This is a genomic window from Rhizobium yanglingense, assembly GCF_977109285.1.
This window is the reverse complement of record NZ_CDSAWY010000005.1, coordinates 1,431,978-1,451,372: the sequence shown is the minus strand read 5'-3', so window position 1 is coordinate 1,451,372 and position 19,395 is coordinate 1,431,978. Positions and strand designations below refer to the sequence as shown.

Sequence of the window (19,395 nt, the reverse complement as noted above, 5' to 3'; positions counted from 1 at the left end):
CCATGATCGAAAAAGCCGAACTTCACAGCGGCTGGACGCTCTCCTGCAACGATACAGGGCATCCCGGACTGCCCGAATCCATTCCCGCAGCCGTTCCCGGCTGCGTGCATCTCGACCTGCTGGCAAACCGGCTGATCCCCGACCCCTATCTCGACGTCAACGAGATCAGCAACGACTGGATCGGCAGAACGGAATGGACCTATCGCTGCAGCTTCGAAGCCGCCCCTGATGAACGCAAAGTTCATGAGCTGGTTTTCGACGGGTTGGATACGATCGCGACGATCCGATTGAACGGCGAGGAGGTGGCGCGAACCTTCAACCAGCATCGCACCTACCGCTTCGATGTTTCAGCATTGCTGAAGGCCGGCGTCAACGACCTCACCGTCACCTTCCATTCCGCCTATGCCTACGGTGCGGAGATGGAGAAGCGTTACGGCTACCGGCCCAACAATTATCCCGGGCCTGGCAACCTGATGCGCAAGATGGCCTGCAATTTCGGCTGGGACTGGGGACCGACCTTGGTGACTGCGGGAATATGGAAGCCGGTGCGGCTGGAAAGCTGGGATCGGGCACGGCTCTTCGAGACGCGGGTATCGGCGACGCTTGCAGGTGGAGATGGCCTGGTGAAGGTCCATGCCAAGCTGACGCAGCATGGCGCATCGGGTGCCTGCAGGATTGTCACCGAGATTGCGGGCGTATTTCATACGGTCGAGATTGCGCAAGATGCCGGAGAGGTCAGCTTCGACATCCGCGTTCCATCGCCGCAGCTTTGGTGGCCGCATCATCTCGGCGCCCAGCCACTCTATCCGCTGAAGATCGAGTTGCGCGATAGCGTAAACGATGACTTACTCGATAGCTATTCCAAGGAGATCGGCTTTCGCTCTGTCCGGCTAGATACTGCGCCGGACGCACATGGCTCAGCCTTCACTTTCATCGTCAACGAGGTGCCGCTTTTCATCTGCGGCGCGAACTGGATTCCCGACGATTGCTTCCCCTCGCGTGTGACTTCGGACGGCTATGTCTCGCGCATCGCCGAGGCGAAGGCAGCAAACATCAATATGCTGCGCGTCTGGGGCGGCGGCATTTTCGAGCGCGATGGATTCTACGAGGCGTGCGACCGCGCCGGGATGCTGGTCTGGCAAGACTTCCTCTTTGCCTGTGCTGCCTATCCGGAGGAAGAGCCGCTTCGTAGCGAAGTGGAAGCCGAGGTACGTGATAATGTCGTCCGGCTGATGTCACATGCTTCGCTCATCGTGTGGAATGGCAACAACGAGAATATCTGGGGCTTCGACGAGTGGGGCTGGCGGCCGATCATCAAGGAGGGCGTGCCCTGGGGGCTTGGCTATTATCTCGATCTGCTCCCGAAGCTGTGCGCCGAACTCGACCCCGACCGGCCCTATTATCCCGGTAGTCCCTATTCCGGCACGATGGATATCGCGCCCAATGCGGACGAACACGGGTGCAAGCATATCTGGGATGTGTGGAACGACGTCGGCTACGAGGCTTATCGCAACTACATCCCGCGCTTTTGCTCCGAATTCGGCTGGCAGGCGCCGCCGAGTTGGGCGACGCTCGAAGAAAGCGTGCACGACAATCCGCTGACGCCGCAATCACATGGTGTCTTCCATCATCAAAAGGCGACACAGGGCAACGAGCGGCTGATCCGCGGCCTTGCCGGCCATCTGCCCATACCGAAGACGATGGCCGACTGGCATTTCGCCACACAGTTGAACCAGGCGCGCGCGATCCGCTTCGCCGTCGAGCATATGCGCTCGCATCGCGGCATCTGCAAAGGTGCAGTCGTCTGGCAGTTCAACGATTGCTGGCCGGTAACCTCCTGGTCCGCACTCAATTCCGCGGGGCGGCGCAAGCCGCTTTGGTACGCCCTGCAACAGGCTTTCGATCCGCGCCTGCTGACGATCCAGCCGCGGGGAGACAAGCTCGCCGCTATAGCAGTCAACGAGCGGACGCTTTTCTGGCGGTCGAAAATCAGCGGCAGACGCATGAAACTCAACGGGACGGTGGTTGCCGAATTTGAATTCTGGCGACTGCTCTGCGACAGGTTCGAAGCCAAGGAATTTATCCTGCCGGACGACATCGCCACTCCAGATGCGGCTGATGACGAGGTGGTCGTCGTGGAGATGCTCGACAAACGCGCCTTCCACTATTTCGTCGAGGATGTCGACTTGAAGCTACCGAGGCCGCAGTTCGACGTCGCAGTTGTCGACGGCTGCGAGGTGAAGGTCACGGCCAGAAGCTTTCTGAAGGATATTTGCCTGATGGCCGACCGGCTCGATCCGACTGCGGTGGTGGATTCCATGCTTGTCACCCTGCTGCCGGGCGAGAGCCACGTTTTCACACTGAAGACGAAGAGGGTAGTCTCTTCTGACGATATCGTCCCGGGCGTGGTTCTTCGCTCGGCCAACGACCTCCTCTGAAGATCATCAAAAAGGCCCCGCCAGCCGCGGGGCCCTTTCCGGCTCGTTCGCGCGAACGACGCTACATCCAGTAGGGTGGCACGCCGTAGTAGTCATAGATTCGGCGGCTATTATCGTTGTACCAGTTGTCGTCATCGTCCGCGTAGCTCGGCGCGTTTTCGATCTCCTCCTTCGTGAGGTCTATACGATAGCCGTCAAGCTGCGTGTCGTAGTTCAGCTTTTCCCAAGGCAGCGGGTAGTGGTCATTGCCGATACCCAGGAAACCGCCAAAGCTCATCACGGCATAGGCCACGCGGCCGTCTTGCTTTCCGATGATCAGGCGCTCGATCGAGCCGATGTGCTTGCCATCGGCGCCATAGACACGAGTACCTTCAACGCGGTCACTTGCAATCAGCGACGGAGTATCCTTCACATTGGGATCGGTGCGGCTGACATCAGCCTCTTCATTGAGCATTTCTGCTTCTCCTCACCTGTCAGTCATGGAAATAAAACGCGTCTTCGGACTCAAAAGTTCCCGGATTACCGGAACGCGGAAGCACGTTGACGTTTACGTCAAAGTTAGTGTAACTCTAATCCAGCTTGAACCGTTCAAGCATTGGCATAAGCTGCTTTTCGGAGGATGGAGGATCATCCGACCGGCAGCCGCAGACCGGCATCCGTTGCCGGATAGGGGAGAGAGACACGATGAGCAGCATTTCCGTCCATCCAGGTGGCGCGAAGCGCGAAAAGCCTTGGCTTGCCGCCTATCCCGCGATCGTTCCGGCCGAACTGCCACCGCCGGAACATGGTTCGCTGGCGGATCTGCTGGAGAAATCCTGCGGGACCTATGCAACCCGCGTTGCCTTTTCGAGCATGGGCAAGACGCTCACCTATCGGGAGCTCGGAGAGCAGACACGCAAGGTCGCAGCCTGGCTGCAAAGCATCGGTCTTCAGAAAGGCGACCGGGTCGCCGTGATGATGCCGAATGTGCTGCAGAACCCTATCGCGGTCTACGGCATCCTGCGCGCCGGCCTGGTCGTCGTGAATGTCAATCCACTCTATACGCCGCGCGAACTGGAACACCAGCTGCGCGATTCAGGCGCCAAGGCGATCTTCGTACTGGAGAACTTCGCCCGCACGGTCGAACAGGTGCTGGCAAAGACCGATGTGCGCCATGTGGCGGTGACTTCGCTCGGCGAAATGCTGGGTCCAAAGGGACTGATCGTCAATTTCGTCGTCCGCAAGGTGAAGAAGCTGGTCCCCTCGTGGTCGATCCCGCAGCACAAGACATTCAAGCAGATCTTGGGCGAAGGTGCACGCAAACCGCTGCAACCGCCGGCCATCAAGGGCAGCGATATCGCCTTCCTTCAATATACCGGCGGCACCACGGGTGTGGCCAAGGGTGCGGTGCTGACACACCAGAACCTGCTTGCCAACAAACGGCAGCTGCAGCTTTGGCTGAAATCCGCTTTCGAGCTCAAGAAGCAGCCGGAGGTGCTCAACTTCATGTGCGCACTGCCGCTTTATCACATCTTCGCGCTGACGGTGAATTCGCTGATGGGCATGTCGCTCGGCGCGCACAACATCCTGATCGCCAATCCGCGCGACATTCCGGGCTTTGTCAAAGAATTCGGCAAGTCGAACGTCCATATCTTCCCCGGCCTCAACACGCTATTCAACGCGCTGATGAACAATGCCGATTTCGCCAAGCTCGATTTCTCCTCGCTCATCATGTCGCTCGGCGGCGGCATGGCGGTGCAGCGGCCGGTCGCCGAGCGCTGGCTGAAGATGACGGGCTCGCACATCACCGAGGGCTACGGCCTTTCCGAGACCTCGCCGGTCGCAACCGCCAACCGCTTCGATTCGCCGGAATTCACCGGCTCGATCGGCTTGCCCCTGCCCTCTACCGAGATCGACATCCGCGATGAAAACGGCAATTCCCTGCCGCTCGGCGAGATCGGCGAGATCTGCATTCGCGGCCCGCAGGTGATGGCCGGCTACTGGCAGAAGCCGGAGGAGACCGCGAAGGCGATGACGGCCGACGGCTTTTTCCGCAGCGGCGACATGGGCTTCATGGACGAGCGCGGCTACACCAAGATCGTTGACCGCAAGAAGGACATGATCCTGGTTTCCGGTTTCAACGTCTATCCGAACGAGATCGAGGAAGTCGCCGCCATGCACCCGGGCATCATCGAGGCCGCCGCAATCGGCGTGCCGGATGGCCATTCCGGCGAAGCGGTGAAACTCTTCGTGGTGCGGAAGGACCTGGCGCTGACCGAGGCCGATGTGAGAGCCCATTGTGCCGCCAACCTCACCAACTACAAGCGTCCACGCCATATCGAATTCCGCACCGAATTGCCGAAATCGCCGGTCGGCAAGATTCTGCGCAAGGACCTGCGCGGCTGATTTTGACACCCGCATGAAATTTGAAGCCATCCGCCTGTCAGTTCATGTGCGCGGGTGGCTTTTTTGCATTCCGGCGGTGGCTGAACTTGATTTACGCCCTACAAAGCGAATAGTTTCCGCAACCCTTTCCGCCTTCAAGGAGCCTCCCATGAATGTCATCGTCGAACAGCTGAAGAGCACTGCGGCCGCCACGAAGGCAACCGATATCCGCGACGCCTTCGCGGCCGATCCGCAGCGCTTCTCGCGCTTCACCGCCTCGCTCGACGACCTTTTGATGGACTATTCAAAGACCGCCGTGAACGATGAAATCCTGGCGCTTCTTGTCAAGCTCGCAGGAGAAGGCGGTGTGGAGAAGAAGCGCGAGGAAATGTTTTCCGGCAAGGCGATCAACTTCACAGAAGACCGCGCCGTTCTACACACTGCGCTTCGCAACCGCTCCAACACCGCGGTGCTGGTCGACGGCAAGGATGTGATGCCGGATGTCAACGGCGTTCTCGCCGCCATGGGCAAGTTCGCCGACGGCATCCGCTCCGGCGCGCTGAAGGGCGCGACGGGCAAGCAGATCACCGACGTTATCAATATCGGGATCGGCGGCTCGGACCTCGGCCCGGTCATGGCGACCCTGGCGCTCGCGCCCTTCCATGATGGCCCGCGCGCGCATTTCGTCTCCAACATCGACGGCGCCCATATCGCCGACATCCTGAAGCAGGTTCAGCCGGAAACGACGCTCTTCATCATTGCCTCGAAGACCTTCACGACGATCGAGACGATGACCAATGCGCAGACGGCGCGCAACTTCATTGCCAAGGCGCTGGGTGAGGCTGCGGTGCAGCACCATTTCGCGGCCGTCTCGACGGCGCTCGACAAGGTCGCCGCCTTCGGCATCGCGAGCGAACGCGTCTTCGGCTTCTGGGATTGGGTCGGTGGCCGCTATTCCATCTGGTCGGCCATCGGCCTGCCGCTGATGATCGCGATCGGACCGGAAAACTTCGGCAAGTTCCTCGACGGCGCGCATGCAATGGACAACCATTTCCGTAAGGCTCCGGTTACCGAAAATCTGCCGATGCTGCTCGGCCTCATCGGCTTTTACCATCGCAATGTGCTGGGTTATCCCACCCGTGCGATCCTGCCCTACGATCAGCGCCTTTCGCGCTTCCCGGCCTACCTGCAGCAGCTCGACATGGAATCCAACGGCAAGGGTGTGACGATCGACGGCACGCCGGTCGAGAGCAATTCCGGCCCGGTGGTCTGGGGCGAGCCCGGGACCAACGGCCAGCACGCATTCTTCCAGCTCATCCACCAGGGAACGAGCATTATTCCCGGTGAATTCATGATCGCCGCCAACGCCTTCGAGCCGGAACTGCGCCACCAGCATCAATTGCTGATGGCCAATTGCCTGGCACAGTCCGAAGCGCTCATGAAGGGCCGCACTTTCGAGGAAGCCAAAGCGCAGCTCACGGCCAAGGGGATGGACGACAAGAAGGCCGATTTCATCGCGCCGCACCGGGTCTTCACCGGCAACCGGCCATCGATCACCTTCGTCTATGATAAACTGACGCCCTATGCGCTCGGCCGCCTGATTGCCCTCTACGAACATCGCGTATTCGTCGAAGGCGTGCTCTTCCGCATCAACTCCTTCGACCAGTGGGGGGTCGAGCTCGGCAAGGAACTGGCGACCGGCCTGCTGCCGGTCATTGAAGGCACGGAGAGCGCGGCAGGACACGATAGCTCGACTCAGGGGCTTGTTGCGGCATTGGCGAAGCTTGCCACGTAAGATCCCTCGGATCCTTCGGGTTGCGCCCCTCGACAATGGCTGTCGGATCCTCCTCCCAGCGGATGTGGGGAGGTATCTCGCCGAGCGGGCCGGCGTTAATCCGAGCCGTAAGAGAAGCCCCGCGACCGCGAGATTTGCACTGGAGACAAGGAAAACCTTTTTCGCTTTGCGGGGAGAGGTGCACCAGCGAAATATGGTTGTAATCCATAAAACATGCGCGTAAAGAGTTTAGATGCGCAACAACCGATGAGCCGCTACGATGGATACGATTCCCACCGAAGGCTTCGACGCGGCAGTGACCCTGACAGACCATCTCGACCATCTGCCCGACAAGAAGCGCCGGGAGCTCGCCCGTATTCTGCAAATCCTGTTTTTCGAGGTCGAGCAGTTCCGGTCCACCAAGCTGTCCGGCAAGAAGGCCGCCGGCAAGGTGCTCAAGGTGGTTCTTTACGGCTCCTATGCCCGCGGCGACTGGGTCGAGGATCGCTCAAGCGGCTACCGTTCCGACTATGACCTTCTGATCGTCGTCAATACCAAGAGCTTTGCCGAGGAGCACGAGCTGTGGGAGGCGCTGGAGGAACGGTTGCTGCAAGAGCAGATCAGCCACCGGATCGAAACGCCGGTGATCCCGATCGTGCACTGCCTTTCAGACGTCAACGACCAGTTGGCACGCGGCCGGCCATTCTTTACCGACATCGCCAAGGACGGCATCGCGCTCTACGAGGAGCCCGGCCATCCCCTCGCCCAGCCGAAGGCGCTGACACCAGGGGAGGCAAAGGCCGAGGCACAGCGGTATTTCGACAAACGGTTTCTCGATGCGTCTTACTGTGTCAGGCAGGCTGAAAATGCTGTTGCCGATCAGATGTCAAACCATGCCGCCTTCGATCTGCATCAGGCAACAGAGCGCTTTTACCATTGCGTTTTGCTGACATTGACACTCTATAGCCCAAAGTCTCACCGCATCAAGGTGTTGCGCTCGCAAGCCGAAAGCGCTGATGCGCGGCTGGTTTCCGCCTGGCCACGCGACACTCGCTCTGCCCGCCGCTCATTCGAGCTGTTGTCGCGGGCTTATGTCGAGGCGCGCTACTCGTCGAATTACACGATCAGCAACGAAGAGCTGCAATGGCTTGTCGCGCGCGTAAAGGACCTGCAGGCGCTTGTGGAGACGATCTGCAAGGAACGTCTTGGCGCATGAAGTCAGATTCTCAGTATGTTGAGTGGTGCGAAAAGCACAGTTCCAAACTAGGCATGGTGCGACTTTCGAAACACAGAACGAGAACATCGCATAAGCAACCGGTGTCGGGAGGCCTTCGCAGCGTCTCGCAGTTCGCGGCAAGCTCGCCAATCCTGAACCCGACTACCTACCTCGAAGCGCTCATCCGACCAACCACGCCGTTAACCTGAAGCGATCCCTCCAAGGAACCCTCGGACGTCACCGCCTGAGGACGTAAATCGCGCCTCCGGCGTCGTCGGATATTAGGACGGAACCGTCCGGCGCTTCCTTGACGTCCACGGGCCGTCCGACGCCTCTGGCGAAAGTCGTCGCCGAGACGGGGCGGCCCCCTTGGAAGCGCACCCGCACTACCTGACGGCCGACTGGAACAGACCTGTCCCAACTGCCGTGCTCGGCAACCAGGGCGTCGCCGCCGAGGCTGCGGAAGAAATGGATTCCCAAGGTTGCGACATGCGCCTGAAAGTTGAAGACGGGCGAAATCTGCCGCGCGGGCGGCGGCGCGTCCTCGAACCCTTTGAGCCGGATCTGGCCTCCGAAAAAGGGAAAGCCGTAAAAGCCGCCGGGCTGCAGCGCGTTCAGCTCGTCTGGTGGGATATCGTCGCCCATTCGGTCGGCGCCGTTGTCGGTAAAGAACATCGTGCCGCCGCGCCAGTCGAAGCCGACCGAATTGCGCACACCCCAGGCCACTCGCCGGAGGTCGGATCCGTCCTGGTCCATGCTGACGATCGTGCCTTGCAGCCCGCGCGGCAAGCAAATGTTGCAAGGCGATCCCAACGAGACATAGAGCCGGGAATCGGGACCGACGGCGATATAGCGAAAACTGTGGGCTCCCGAATTCGGCAAGTCTCGACGAATATCACGCCTACCGCTCAGGGCGCCCCCACGCCCGATGTTGAACGCGGTGACGCTGTTTCTTGAAGCGACGAACAAACGACCGCGGGAGCATGCGACTCCGTTCGGAGCGGAGAATCCGGAGGCGACCCGCCTGGCGAGGCCGCCGGAGAATGGCACGGCATAGACCGAGGAACCTTTGGTTCCAACGAACAATATGTCGCCGCAGACCGCCATTTCGCGCGCGCCGGGAACACGTGCGAGCAGCTCGGCCCGCGCCGGGCCGACGACCACGCCGGAGGCGACAGTCGCGACGGAGGCGAGCGCGAGAAATCCAATTCTAGCGGGGAGAAATCCGGCTTTAGGGGAAAAGACGTTCATCGGCGCCCTCCGAATACAAGCTGAATTGCGGGAAGCAATTGGAGCGGCTTAATTTCGTTTCAAGACGGAGTCCAAGCCTCACGGCGAAGTGATCTCCTGTGGGTTGATGGGCGGCTCGCCCTTGTCGCGGCTGCCGGTGCACGACGGGTCTCCCTGAGCCTGGCATCCCGTTTAGGAATTGTGCGTCTTTCGAAGCCTTAGACGATCTGATGGTGTCTTATTTCACCTCCTAAATTCTCCCTGAGACCATGTGGGTCTGACGTTCGACGATCCCGACGCTATCGGATCGTGCCTCAAGTTCTCGGATGGGATCTGTGATTTTCATTTGAAGCTGTCGAAACGCGCCACATCTGATCGTCTGTATCAGGAAGGGAGAGCCGGATGAGTGTGATGGACGACGAGCTCAAGATTTTTGAGGCAGAGGGCGCGCCACCGCTGCCGACAGCGGCATCGGCAGGTGTCATCGAGCATGACGGTGCCAGAATCTGGTACGCGACTTACGGGAACGGTCCTGCGGTGATCCTGCTGCATGGCGGGCTTGGTAACAGCGGCAATTGGGGCTACCAAGTGCCGGCATTGATCGAGTCCGGCCGGCAGGTTGTGGTCATCGACAGCCGTGGGCATGGCCGCAGCACGCGCGATAGCCAGCCGTATGAGTACGAGTTGATGGCAACGGACGTTCTGGCAATCATGGATCATTTAGAGCTCGCCAAAGCAGCACTCGTCGGCTGGAGTGATGGCGCCTGCACGGCACTCATCCTTGCCGATCAGCATCCGGACCGCGTCTGTGGCGTCTTCTTCTTCGCGTGCAATATGGATCCGAGCGGCACGAAAGAGTTTGTCGCGACACCGGTCATCGATCGCTGCTTCGGCCGGCACAGGAAGGACTATCAGGCACTATCGGCAACACCCGATCAGTTCGATGCCTTTGTTCAGGACGTCAGCAGGATGATGGCGACCGAGCCCAACTACACAGCGAGCGACCTCGCGCGGATTAAGGTGCCAGTCGCGGTCGTGCTGGGTGAGCGCGACGAATTCATCAAGCCCGAGCATGCCGATTATCTCGCGCGCAACATCCCTGATGCGGAGCTCATCCTGCTGCCCGACGTCAGCCACTTCGCGCCCCTGCAGCGGCCCGAGCACTTCAATCGCGAGATACTCGACTTTCTTGATCGGCTTGCGTAGCTCAAAGGCCGATTTCGTGCGCCCAGGGCGGATTGGCGCCGGCGCGCGAAACGGTGACGGCCGCGGCCATTGCCCCAAGCGACAGAGCGTTGTGCAGCGCCTTTTCGTCGAGGGAGGAAACCTGCGCCTTGGTCAGCAGATTGTCCATCTTCAGCGAAGCGAGGATGCCCGCATCGAATGTATCGCCCGCACCAACCGTGTCGACCACGGTGACGCGCTGGCTCGGCACAACGACCTTGCGATCATTGGTGTAGCCCGACGCGCCTTCCGCGCCCTTGGTGATGACGACGAGCTTGGCGCCATGCTTCAGCCAGTGGGCCGCCAGATCATCATGGCTGCCTTCAAGGCCAAACCATTCGAGATCCTCGTCGGAAAACTTGACGATATCGGATTTCGCCGCCATGCGCTTGATGCGCGCCATGTGGGCTTCCTTGTTCTTGATGAAGCCGGGGCGGATGTTCGGATCCAGCGAGATGACGCGCTTTCCGGCCTCTCGATCGAGTAGCATCTCGTACGTCTCGCCGCAGGGACTCGGGATCAGGCTGATCGCGCCGAAATGTAGCGCCTCACAATCGTCGCCGAGGACCGGCAGATCGTCTGTGGTGATCATGCGGCCGGCCGTGCCTTCATCGTAGAAGGCATAAGTCGCCTGACCGTTCACCAGCTTAACGAATGCGAGCGTCGACGGGCGGGGCGATATGGCGCAAAGGCTGAAATCGACATTGCTGGCGACCAGCGTCTCGCGCAGGATATCGCCCATCATGTCATCGGCGATGCCGGTAAAGAAGGACGTCGGAACGCCAAGCCTGCCGAGCGCAATCGCCGTGTTGAAGATCGCTCCGCCGGCATAGGGCGCGAAGCTCTTCTCGCCGAGCGTCGTCTCCCGCGGCAGCATGTCGATCAACGCTTCGCCACAGCACAAAATCATTCCGGCCTCCCAACGTATCGGTGAATTTCGGTCTTCAAATCGATTAGATAATTTCGTGGCAAAAGCAAAGCCGCACTTTGCCTATCTGGCCTTAAAGCGACGAAACGCCGCCGTTGCGGCCCGACCAGGCGAGCGGCGCGTCGAGGAAGGCTTCCACTTCGCTGAGCGTCTTCTCGTCGAAAAGCTCCTGCGCTTTCGCAACAGCCAGAACGTCACGCCAGGTAGCGATGTAATGTAGGTTCACCTTCCCGTCAGCAAAGCGCAGCGCGCCTTCGTCAAAGATGCCGTAGTAGAAGAGTGCAATGCCGTGATCAACGATGCCGCCAGCCGCGCGGATGGCATCGATGAACTTAAACATGCTGCCGCCGGCCGTCGTCAGATCCTCGATGACAAGGACGCGCGAACCTTCCGGCATATTGCCTTCGATCTGCGCATTGCGGCCATGGCCCTTCGGCTGTTTGCGCACATAGATCATCGGCAGGCCGAGACGATCGGCAAGCAACGCGGCGAAGGGAATCCCCGCCGTCTCGCCGCCGGCAATGCAATCGAACTGCTCGAAACCGGCGTCACGAAGGACGACGCCTGCGGCGAAGTCCATCACCGTGGAACGGATTCGCGGGAAAGAGAGCAGCTTACGGCAATCGATATAGACCGGGCTCGCCATGCCGGAGGAGAGCTTGTAAGGCTGGGCGGCATTGAAATGGACCGCCCTGATCTCCCAGAGCATCTTCGCCACCAGTTCGGCCATGACGGCGCGGTCGGGAAATGTCGTGTGGATCATCGCTCTCTCCTTCGCTTAAATCCATGGGGCAATAGCAGCAAGCGCGGAAAGATTCCAGAACTGCGAGGGTTCCGGCGTCAAGAATAGCAACGAATGCGTCAACTCTTTCGAACATTTCTGATTGTGCGATGGCATGACAGGAATATCGTAAGACCATGGAACATCTCGAAATCTTTCAGCGTCTCGGTGTGGCGCTTGCGATTGGCCTGCTTGTCGGCGTCGAGCGGGGCTGGCAGGAGCGCGACGTCCGGGCGGGCGGCAGGACAGCAGGTATCCGCACATTCGCCCTCACTGGTTTTCTCGGCGGAATAGCAGGGACGCTGCATTCGGTGATCGGCCCCTTCCTGCCGGCGACGATCGCGGCACTGCTTGGCCTCGTCTATATCGCAGGGAATTGGCTGGAGACCCAGGAAGACGAAGATTACAGCATAACCTCGGTCGTGGCTGCGCTTGCGGTTTTCGGGCTTGGCGTTCTCGCCGCTGTCGGTGACATCGTGACTGCGGCTGCAAGCGGCGTCGTGATGACCATAATTCTTGCCGCGCGCCACAGCCTGCATGGCTTTCTGAGAGGTTTGACCTGGCCGGAGCTTCGCTCTGCGCTGGTGCTGCTTGCCATGACCGTGGTTGCCCTGCCGCTGCTTCCGGACAGGCCGCTCGACCCTTGGGGCGCGCTCAACCCTTTCTCCCTCTGGGTGTTGACCATTACCATCGCAGCACTTTCCTTTGCCGGCTATCTCGCCATCAAGCTGACGGGCACCACTCGTGGCATCCTGCTGGCAGGGGCTGCCGGGGGGCTGGTTTCTTCCACTGCGCTGACGCTCTCCTTCGCCCGTTATTCCAAGCAGGCGCCTCAGGGTTCGACACATCTGGCGGCCGGGGCGGCCGTTGCTGGAGCCTTGTCCTTTGCCCGTGTTCTTGTCATTGGCAGCGCCTTCTCGCTCGACTTGCTTGCTCCGCTTGCAGCCGGACTGATCCCGGCGATCATCGGCTTCATGATTGCGGGCGTCTTCTGGGTCTGGCGTTCCGGCTCCGCGAGAGAGGTGCCGGAAATTGAGCTGAAGAACCCGTTCGAACTTCGCATGGTCTTCTCTTTCGCCGCGCTGCTTGGGTTGATCAGCCTGATATCGAAGATGGCAATCGACTACATCGGCGCGTCGGCACTTTACGCCGTGGCCGCGATCTCCGGGCTGGTCGATGTGGACGCCATCACACTTTCGACGGTGCGCCTTATGGGCACGGCGATCAATGCCAAAACCGCCGCCGACGTCATCCTGATTGCGGTCGCCGTCAATGTCATAACAAAGGCGGTGCTGGCCTTCACCGCCGGCACGCGGGAGTATGGCGTTGCCTTGGGTTTGGCGTCAGCAGTCGCGGTTGCCATGGGAGGCATCGCCTATTTCATGCTGCGCAGCTTCATGCCCGACTAACATAACGGGTTGTCGAGAAGCCGGCCGATATCGGCCGGCAGCATTCTCTTGTAGAGCGCGATTGCAGTCCGCCCCTCCTCCTCGCTGAGCGAGATCGAATAGCGCACGGCCGCTGCAAGCAAATGCATCGTCAGCCGCGCAATCGCCAGCAATTCGCCTCCTTCGCGCTCCGGCCACAGTTTTTCCAAGACCTCGAACAGTCTTTTCGAGTGGAAATCCATATCCTCGGCATCGACCTGCTGCAGCAGCTTGTCGGCCTGGGTCGCATGCCAGATGTCGCGCATGACCGGTTCTCTGCGGAAGAAATCGCAATACTGATCGATGATGTTGCAGAGCGCCTGCTGCAGCGTTTCGGTGTTCGTCACCTTGGTCAGCTCTTCTTCTACGCAGTGCCTGCCCTGCTCGTTGAAGCGTTCGGCAAGCGTCCGGATGATGGAGCTCTTGTCGGGGAAATACTGGTAAAGAGCGCCGAAGGAAAGTTCGGCCTTTTCAACGATTTCGCTCATCTTCAGGGCGTCGCTGCCATTCTTTTCGATCAGTTCCATTGCCACCGACAAGATCTTCTCGAAGCGTTCCCGACCCCTCTGCTGGCGCGGGATGCGTCGAGGTTGACCGGCCGATTGCAATCCTCTTTTACGCCTGACCACGGTCTGTTCGGCCATTCGGCACTCCATTTTTATGTTGACGGATAAAATAAGAGAGTTTATCTCATTATGCAAATACGAGATTTTCTCTTGTTTTGTGGAAGGAGCAATCAAATGCAGAATTCCGAAATCATCCTCGTCGGCGGCGCGGGAAAAACAGGCGGGCGCGTCGCTTCCCGGCTCAAAGATCGCGGTATCAAGTCGCGCGTCGCTTCGCGCTCCAGCACACGCCCCTTTGATTGGGAGAATAGAGCGACCTGGCCCGCGGCGCTTAAGGGCGCCACCAGCGCATATGTCACCTTTCAGCCCGATCTCGCCGTCGCCTGGGCGGCCGATGCTGTCGGCGCCTTAGCGAAGACGGCTGTCGATTACGGTTTGCGGCATATCGTCCTGCTCTCCGGCCGCGGTGAAGACGGTGCCGAGCGCAGCGAAGAGATGCTCAAGGCCGCCGGCATCGACTACACGATCCTGCGAGCATCCTGGTTCTGCCAGAACTTCAGCGAAGGCGCGTTTAAGAAGCCGATCGCCGCGGGAGAGCTCGTCCTGCCCGCGGGTGAGGTCAAAGAGCCCTTCACCGATGCCGACGACATTGCCGACGCTGCCGTTGCCGCGCTGACCGACCAGCGTCACCTCGGCAAAACCTACGAATTGACCGGGCCAAGCGCACTTACCTTTCGCGAAGCGGTATCGGAGATCGCGAAAGCGTCTGGCCGGGCGATCCGCTACCGCCAGGTTTCCATGGAAGACTTCAAGGGCGGACTCTCTTCGGCCGACCTGCCGACAGAAACGATCGATCTTCTCGAGGAGCTCTTCGGCAAGGTTCTCGACGGCCGCAATTCGCGCGTCATGAACGGTGTTGCGGAAATCCTCGGCCGGCCGCCGAAAGACTTCAGCCAATATGCCCGCGAGACCGCGATGACCGGCATATGGGAGACATGACCATGGGAATGATCCTCACCTTCGCGCTTTTCACCGCTGCAATCGGCAGCGGCCTTGTCGCCGGTATCTTCTTTGCCTTCTCGACCTTCATCATGACCGCCTTTTCCCGCATTCCGCCGGAGCAGGGCATCGCGGCGATGAATTCGATCAACGTCACGATCGTGCGCTCGCCGTTCATGCTCGTCTTCATTCCAACCGCCATCCTGTCCGTCCTGATCGCCGTCCTGGCCGTCATCGACTGGCGGGGAAGCGCAGGCATTTGGATGCTGGCTGGTGCCGGGCTCTATGTCGTCGCATCCTTTATCTCAACTATCGTCTTCAACGTGCCGATGAATGATGCGCTGGCAAAGGTCAGCGGTAATGGCGTGCAAGCCGTCAGCGTCTGGAATACCTATCTGAAGGATTGGACCTGGTGGAATCACGTCCGCACGATCGCGTCCCTGCTTTCGGCAGTTGCCTTCCTCCGCGCCCTGATGATCCTTTGATGGGAGCGAAAGGACGTTGCTCCTCCCACCCGCCTTTCAGCATCTTTTGCAGAAGGTGATACGGTTGTTGAAGGGGTCGACGACCTGCATCTCGAGCCCGCACGGCGCCCCTACGACGCCCGGCTTCATGTAGCGATAATTCTTGTCGACGAGTTCCGCCTGGAAGGCGCGAACACCGCTCACCGGCACAAAGGCAAAATTGAATGGGCCGATCAAGAGCGTTCGACGTCCCAGTGCAGCGGGAACATGGGATCGAACACCGTCACCGTTCCGGCACCGGTTTCGATCTTCGTCGGATATGACACGGGCACGTCGCGCTTCACCAGAGTGACGCGCTCTTCGTTCGGCGGAAGGCCGTACCAGGCCGGACCGTTCAGCGAGACGAAGGCTTCGAGCTTGTCGAGCGCGCCCTCCTGCTCGAAGACATGGGCAATGCAACTCATCGTATTGATCGAGGAATAGATGCCAGCGCAGCCACAGGCGCACTCCTTCAGCGGATCGATATGCGGTGCCGAATCGGTGCCGAGGAAGAAGCGCTTGTCGCCGCTCACAGCGGCCGCACGCAGCGCCAGGCGGTGGGTTTCGCGCTTGGCGACCGGCAGGCAGTAATAATGCGGCCGGACGCCGCCGACCAGGATTGCATTGCGGTTGATGATCAGGTGATGTGTCGTAATGGAGCCTGCGAGATTGGCTTTCGACGACTTGATGTAGTCGATGCCGTCTGCCGTCGTTACGTGCTCCATCGTGACTTTGAGCTCCGGCAGGCGCTCGCGCAGGGGATCGAGCACCGTTTCGATGAATACCGCCTCACGGTCGAAGATATCGACCTCAGGTGACGTGACTTCACCATGCACGCAAAGCGGCAGACCGATCTTCGCCATGCGCTCCAGCACCGGCATGGCCTTTTGCATGTCGCGCACGCCGCTATGGGAATTGGTGGTCGCACCCGCCGGATAAAGTTTCACAGCCGTGATCAGGCCGCTTTTCTTGCCTTCCTCGACATCGTCGGCGCTCGTATGCTCCGTGAGGTAGAGCGTCATCAACGGCTCGAAGCGATCGCCGCTCGGCAATGCCTCCATGATCCGCGCGCGATAGGCTTTCGCGTCCGCCGTCGTCACGACCGGCGGCACGAGGTTCGGCATGATGATGGCGCGGGCGAAGTTGCGGCTGGTATCGCCGATCACACCTACAAGCATCGCGCCATCGCGCAGATGCAGGTGCCAGTCGTCAGGGCGGCGGATGGTGATGGACTGCATGCGCTATAACTCCGGCAGGGCGGCCTTCAAAGTTCCGCCCCGCGCATTATCATCCCAGCACGGCTCATGGCAAACATTTTGCCGCTTCAATTGTCAGGCGATCTCAAGCGTCACATCGGCGCGGCGGCGGTTTTCCAGGATGAGCCTGCCATTCGGCAGGTCGTTGCCATAGACCTTGGCACTCGCCTGCTCTTCCGTCAGCTTGTAGCCGCGCCAGCGGGCTAAGAGCCGCTCTTCCAGCACCTCGATCGGCGGCGCAAGCATGATGGAGTAGTCGAAGATACCCTCAAGCTGCGCCCACTTGCCCTGGCTGAGCAGAAGGTAGTTGCCCTCGACGATGATGAAGCGATGCTCCGGCGAGACGACGCGGGCAGATGCGATGGCGATCTCGCGGAACCGGTCGAAGACCGGGATCAGCACTTCCTGGTCGGCTGGACGCACGGCGCGAATGATGTCCAGAAAACCGCGGACGTCGAAGCTTTCCGGCACGCCCTTGCGGGCGAGCAGACCGCGCTCGCTCAGAACTGCGTTGTCCATGTGAAAGCCGTCCATCGGCAGCACTTCCGCGGTTTCTCCCCGCGCTCTCAGCGCATCGGCGAGATTATCCGCCATGGTCGACTTGCCGGCGCCGGGCGGACCGGCGATGGCGATCAGGAAGCGCTTGGTGTCGCCGGCGCGGGTGACCACCTCGCCGGCGATTTCCTCGATGGTTACGCTCATGCGGGAACTGGATCCGTGGGGACCGTCTTGGCGCCGGTCATGAATGCCACGGCGTCGGACATGGTATATTCCTTCGGATTGATGACCGTCAGGCGGCGGCCGAGCCGGTGGATGTGGATACGGTCCGCGACTTCGAAGACATGCGGCATGTTGTGCGAAATGAGCACGATCGGCAAGCCGCGTGAACGCACGTCGAGGATCAGTTCCAGCACGCGACGGCTTTCCTTCACTCCGAGTGCGGCTGTCGGCTCATCCATGATGACAACCTTGGAGCCGAAAGCGGCCGCGCGCGCAACCGCCACACCCTGGCGCTGGCCGCCGGAGAGCGTTTCGACCGCCTGATTGATGTTCTGGATCGTCATCAACCCCAATTCCGAGAGCTTCGTTCGGGCGCGTTTTTCCATTGCCGGCCGATCGAGCATGCGGAACCAACTGCCGAGCACGCCCGGCCTCCTGATCTCACGGCCAAGAAACATGTTGTCGGCAATCGACAAGGCGGGGGAAAGCGCAAGGTTCTGATAGACGGTCTCGATGCCCGCCTCACGCGCCTCCATCGGCGACCTGAAGTGGACCGGCTTGCCCTCCAGCGTGATCTCCCCCTCGTCGGGAGTAACTGCACCGGAAATCGCCTTGATGAGCGACGACTTGCCGGCGCCGTTGTCGCCGATGACGGCGAGGATTTCGCCGGGATAAAGGTCGAAGTCTGCGTTGTCGAGCGCGGTGACGCGTCCGTAGCGCTTCACGAGGCCGCGGGCGGTAAGGATGGGTTCAACAGCCATGATTACACCGAAACCTTTCTGATCCACTGGTCGATTGCGACAGCGGCGATGATGAGCACGCCGGTCAGCAGGACTTTCCACTGGGGGTCGGCCCCGAGCATGTTGAGGCCCATGGACACGACGCCGACGATCATCGCGCCGAACAGGGTCCCGAGGATGGAACCGCGGCCGCCAAAGAGCGAGATACCGCCGATCACGGTCGCGGTGATCGCCTGCAGGTTATAATCGGTGACCGCTGAAGACGGCGAGATGGAGCCGTTGCGGCCGATCGATACCCAGGCTGCAAAGGCTGCGATCACGCCCGAGATTGCATAGACCGTGAGCAGCACGCTCTTGGTTTGGATGCCGGAGAGCTTTGCCGCCTCCGGATCGTCGCCGACCGCATAGACGTGCCTACCCCAGGCCGTGTGGTTGAGAACATACCAGAGCCCGAGCACCAGCAGCACCATGGCGATGACGCCGAGCGTCAAGACCGCATTGCCGACCTTGAAACTGAGCGCGAAGAAATGCAGCAGTGGCGCCTGCGCATCCACGTCCGCATCGCGGATCGTCTCGTTTGCCGAGTAGATGAAATTCGTCGCCATAACGATATTCCACGTGCCGAGCGTCACGATGAACGGCGGCAGCTTCATGTAGGCGACGAGAAAACCGTTGAGCAAGCCGCATAGGCCGCCGACCAGCATGCCGAGGATGACGGCAATAGGCGTTGGAATTCCGTAGGTGATGGCACAGTTGCCCATGATGACGGCGGAAATGACCATGATGACGCCGATCGAAAGATCGATGCCGGCGGTCAGGATGACCAGCGTCTGGGCCGCGCCGAGGATGCCGACGATGGCGATCTGCTGCAAAATGAGCGTGAGCGTGTAGGACGAGAAGAACCGCCCACCAATCGCCATGCCGAAAATGATGATCGCCAGCACCAGCACGATCAGCGGCACCGCTGCCGGCGTCGAGTGCAGGAAGTGCTGCGCACGCTTCAGAAATGAGATGTCCTGGTGTTCGAACGACGCAACATTCTTGTCACTGCCGTCAAGAACCCGTTCGAATTCCTGTGTTCCGGTCATTTTTTCTCCTCCGCTTTCGCGCCGAACCGCGCGCGGAAGCTATTGCCCATATTGCGCCGGTCTTCGCACGCCGGTTCTTGAGGCAAGAGCTCATCGTCTGTCGAAAACGGCCGAGGATCAAGCCCCGGCCGTTGTTGTGGC

Annotated in this window: 17 protein-coding genes and 1 pseudogene; 8 read left to right on the top strand and 10 right to left on the bottom strand. The window is 60.2% G+C overall.

Annotation, left to right across the window (positions count from 1 at the left end; genetic code table 11):
• Nucleotides 1-2: 2 nt before the first annotated feature.
• A complete protein-coding gene (locus ACW4PC_RS16860) occupies nucleotides 3-2,438 on the top strand; it encodes a glycoside hydrolase family 2 protein (protein ID WP_455874516.1) in 2,436 nt (811 codons plus the stop codon).
• 61 nt (nucleotides 2,439-2,499) lie between these two features.
• Here the strand turns inward: ACW4PC_RS16860 and ACW4PC_RS16855 are convergent, their stop codons facing one another.
• Nucleotides 2,500-2,892 (bottom strand): PRC-barrel domain-containing protein, encoded by a 393-nt coding sequence (locus ACW4PC_RS16855; protein WP_455874515.1) that lies wholly within the window; start codon nucleotides 2,890-2,892, stop codon nucleotides 2,500-2,502.
• Nucleotides 2,893-3,122: 230 nt separating this feature from the next.
• Between ACW4PC_RS16855 and ACW4PC_RS16850 the strand changes: the two genes are divergently transcribed.
• The 3 genes from ACW4PC_RS16850 to ACW4PC_RS16840 all read left to right on the top strand — a co-directional run bounded on the left by ACW4PC_RS16850 (nucleotide 3,123) and on the right by ACW4PC_RS16840 (nucleotide 7,792).
• Nucleotides 3,123-4,823, top strand: a complete 1,701-nt coding sequence (locus ACW4PC_RS16850) for a long-chain-fatty-acid--CoA ligase (protein WP_455874514.1) — start codon at nucleotides 3,123-3,125, stop codon at nucleotides 4,821-4,823.
• A gap of 148 nt (nucleotides 4,824-4,971) precedes the next feature.
• On the top strand, nucleotides 4,972-6,597 hold the full coding sequence (gene pgi, locus ACW4PC_RS16845) for a glucose-6-phosphate isomerase (RefSeq protein WP_455874513.1): 1,626 nt from the start codon (nucleotides 4,972-4,974) through the stop codon (nucleotides 6,595-6,597).
• A gap of 259 nt (nucleotides 6,598-6,856) precedes the next feature.
• Nucleotides 6,857-7,792 carry a HEPN domain-containing protein gene (locus ACW4PC_RS16840; protein WP_455874512.1) on the top strand — a complete coding sequence of 312 codons (936 nt, stop codon included), beginning with the start codon at nucleotides 6,857-6,859 and terminating at the stop codon, nucleotides 7,790-7,792.
• Between the two features lie 237 nt (nucleotides 7,793-8,029).
• Here ACW4PC_RS16840 and ACW4PC_RS16835 read toward each other — a convergent pair whose 3' ends face one another.
• Nucleotides 8,030-9,043 carry a PQQ-dependent sugar dehydrogenase gene (locus ACW4PC_RS16835; protein ID WP_455874511.1) on the bottom strand — a complete coding sequence of 338 codons (1,014 nt, stop codon included), beginning with the start codon at nucleotides 9,041-9,043 and terminating at the stop codon, nucleotides 8,030-8,032.
• Between the two features lie 381 nt (nucleotides 9,044-9,424).
• Between ACW4PC_RS16835 and ACW4PC_RS16830 the strand changes: the two genes are divergently transcribed.
• A complete protein-coding gene (locus tag ACW4PC_RS16830; protein ID WP_455874510.1) occupies nucleotides 9,425-10,228 on the top strand; it encodes an alpha/beta fold hydrolase in 804 nt (267 codons plus the stop codon).
• A 1-nt stretch (nucleotide 10,229) separates the two neighbouring features.
• Here the strand turns inward: ACW4PC_RS16830 and ACW4PC_RS16825 are convergent, their stop codons facing one another.
• Nucleotides 10,230-11,156, bottom strand: a complete 927-nt coding sequence (locus ACW4PC_RS16825; protein WP_455874509.1) for a carbohydrate kinase family protein — start codon at nucleotides 11,154-11,156, stop codon at nucleotides 10,230-10,232.
• A gap of 91 nt (nucleotides 11,157-11,247) precedes the next feature.
• Nucleotides 11,248-11,937, bottom strand: coding sequence for an orotate phosphoribosyltransferase (locus ACW4PC_RS16820; protein WP_455874508.1), 690 nt, complete (start codon nucleotides 11,935-11,937; stop codon nucleotides 11,248-11,250).
• Between the two features lie 155 nt (nucleotides 11,938-12,092).
• On the opposite strand from ACW4PC_RS16820, the gene ACW4PC_RS16815 reads away from it, so the two are divergent.
• Nucleotides 12,093-13,364 (top strand): MgtC/SapB family protein, encoded by a 1,272-nt coding sequence (locus ACW4PC_RS16815; protein ID WP_455874507.1) that lies wholly within the window; start codon nucleotides 12,093-12,095, stop codon nucleotides 13,362-13,364.
• Here ACW4PC_RS16815 and ACW4PC_RS16810 read toward each other — a convergent pair.
• Nucleotides 13,361-14,026: a TetR/AcrR family transcriptional regulator gene (locus ACW4PC_RS16810; RefSeq protein WP_455874506.1), complete on the bottom strand. Its 666-nt coding sequence runs from the start codon at nucleotides 14,024-14,026 to the stop codon at nucleotides 13,361-13,363. The two genes, ACW4PC_RS16815 and ACW4PC_RS16810, sit on opposite strands and share 4 nt — an antisense overlap.
• A 96-nt stretch (nucleotides 14,027-14,122) precedes the next feature.
• On the opposite strand from ACW4PC_RS16810, the gene ACW4PC_RS16805 reads away from it, so the two are divergent.
• Both ACW4PC_RS16805 and ACW4PC_RS16800 read left to right on the top strand, forming a co-directional pair.
• Nucleotides 14,123-14,947, top strand: a complete 825-nt coding sequence (locus ACW4PC_RS16805) for an NmrA family NAD(P)-binding protein (protein WP_455874505.1) — start codon at nucleotides 14,123-14,125, stop codon at nucleotides 14,945-14,947.
• On the top strand, nucleotides 14,935-15,432 hold the full coding sequence (locus ACW4PC_RS16800) for an anthrone oxygenase family protein (RefSeq protein ID WP_455874504.1): 498 nt from the start codon (nucleotides 14,935-14,937) through the stop codon (nucleotides 15,430-15,432). The genes ACW4PC_RS16805 and ACW4PC_RS16800 overlap by 13 nt, the downstream gene beginning before the upstream one ends.
• A 36-nt stretch (nucleotides 15,433-15,468) precedes the next feature.
• On the opposite strand, the pseudogene ACW4PC_RS16795 reads toward ACW4PC_RS16800, so the two are convergent.
• The 5 genes and pseudogenes from ACW4PC_RS16795 to ACW4PC_RS16775 all read right to left on the bottom strand — a co-directional run.
• A pseudogene (locus ACW4PC_RS16795) lies at nucleotides 15,469-15,633 on the bottom strand (glyoxalase superfamily protein); the annotation flags it as partial.
• An 11-nt stretch (nucleotides 15,634-15,644) separates the two neighbouring features.
• Nucleotides 15,645-16,688: a dihydroorotase gene (gene pyrC / locus ACW4PC_RS16790; protein ID WP_455874503.1), complete on the bottom strand. Its 1,044-nt coding sequence runs from the start codon at nucleotides 16,686-16,688 to the stop codon at nucleotides 15,645-15,647.
• A 93-nt stretch (nucleotides 16,689-16,781) separates the two neighbouring features.
• Entirely contained in the window at nucleotides 16,782-17,408 is a 627-nt protein-coding gene (locus ACW4PC_RS16785) for a nucleoside triphosphate hydrolase (RefSeq protein WP_455874502.1), read from the bottom strand.
• Nucleotides 17,405-18,187 (bottom strand): ATP-binding cassette domain-containing protein, encoded by a 783-nt coding sequence (locus ACW4PC_RS16780; protein ID WP_074066505.1) that lies wholly within the window; start codon nucleotides 18,185-18,187, stop codon nucleotides 17,405-17,407. Before ACW4PC_RS16780 ends, ACW4PC_RS16785 begins: the two co-directional genes overlap by 4 nt.
• A gap of 2 nt (nucleotides 18,188-18,189) precedes the next feature.
• The gene (locus tag ACW4PC_RS16775) at nucleotides 18,190-19,254 is read right to left on the bottom strand and encodes an ABC transporter permease (RefSeq protein ID WP_455874501.1); all 1,065 of its coding nucleotides are present in this window, start codon (nucleotides 19,252-19,254) and stop codon (nucleotides 18,190-18,192) included.
• Nucleotides 19,255-19,395 lie beyond the last annotated feature (141 nt).

Bases quoted from the DNA above. Each gene is read 5' to 3' on its own strand.
- ACW4PC_RS16825 (WP_455874509.1), bottom strand. From the start codon at position 11,156: ATGATTTTGTGCTGTGGCGAAGCGTTGATCGACATGCTGCCGCGGGAG.
- ACW4PC_RS16835 (WP_455874511.1), bottom strand. From the start codon at position 9,043: ATGAACGTCTTTTCCCCTAAAGCCGGATTTCTCCCCGCTAGAATTGGA.
- ACW4PC_RS16830 (WP_455874510.1), top strand. From the start codon at position 9,425: ATGAGTGTGATGGACGACGAGCTCAAGATTTTTGAGGCAGAGGGCGCG.
- ACW4PC_RS16780 (WP_074066505.1), bottom strand. From the start codon at position 18,187: ATGGCTGTTGAACCCATCCTTACCGCCCGCGGCCTCGTGAAGCGCTAC.
- ACW4PC_RS16855 (WP_455874515.1), bottom strand. From the start codon at position 2,892: ATGCTCAATGAAGAGGCTGATGTCAGCCGCACCGATCCCAATGTGAAG.
- ACW4PC_RS16805 (WP_455874505.1), top strand. From the start codon at position 14,123: ATGCAGAATTCCGAAATCATCCTCGTCGGCGGCGCGGGAAAAACAGGC.
- ACW4PC_RS16775 (WP_455874501.1), bottom strand. From the start codon at position 19,254: ATGACCGGAACACAGGAATTCGAACGGGTTCTTGACGGCAGTGACAAG.
- ACW4PC_RS16850 (WP_455874514.1), top strand. From the start codon at position 3,123: ATGAGCAGCATTTCCGTCCATCCAGGTGGCGCGAAGCGCGAAAAGCCT.
- ACW4PC_RS16820 (WP_455874508.1), bottom strand. From the start codon at position 11,937: ATGATCCACACGACATTTCCCGACCGCGCCGTCATGGCCGAACTGGTG.
- ACW4PC_RS16800 (WP_455874504.1), top strand. From the start codon at position 14,935: ATGGGAGACATGACCATGGGAATGATCCTCACCTTCGCGCTTTTCACC.
- ACW4PC_RS16785 (WP_455874502.1), bottom strand. From the start codon at position 17,408: ATGAGCGTAACCATCGAGGAAATCGCCGGCGAGGTGGTCACCCGCGCC.
- ACW4PC_RS16840 (WP_455874512.1), top strand. From the start codon at position 6,857: ATGGATACGATTCCCACCGAAGGCTTCGACGCGGCAGTGACCCTGACA.
- ACW4PC_RS16860 (WP_455874516.1), top strand. From the start codon at position 3: ATGATCGAAAAAGCCGAACTTCACAGCGGCTGGACGCTCTCCTGCAAC.
- pgi (WP_455874513.1), top strand. From the start codon at position 4,972: ATGAATGTCATCGTCGAACAGCTGAAGAGCACTGCGGCCGCCACGAAG.
- ACW4PC_RS16810 (WP_455874506.1), bottom strand. From the start codon at position 14,026: ATGGCCGAACAGACCGTGGTCAGGCGTAAAAGAGGATTGCAATCGGCC.
- pyrC (WP_455874503.1), bottom strand. From the start codon at position 16,688: ATGCAGTCCATCACCATCCGCCGCCCTGACGACTGGCACCTGCATCTG.
- ACW4PC_RS16815 (WP_455874507.1), top strand. From the start codon at position 12,093: ATGGAACATCTCGAAATCTTTCAGCGTCTCGGTGTGGCGCTTGCGATT.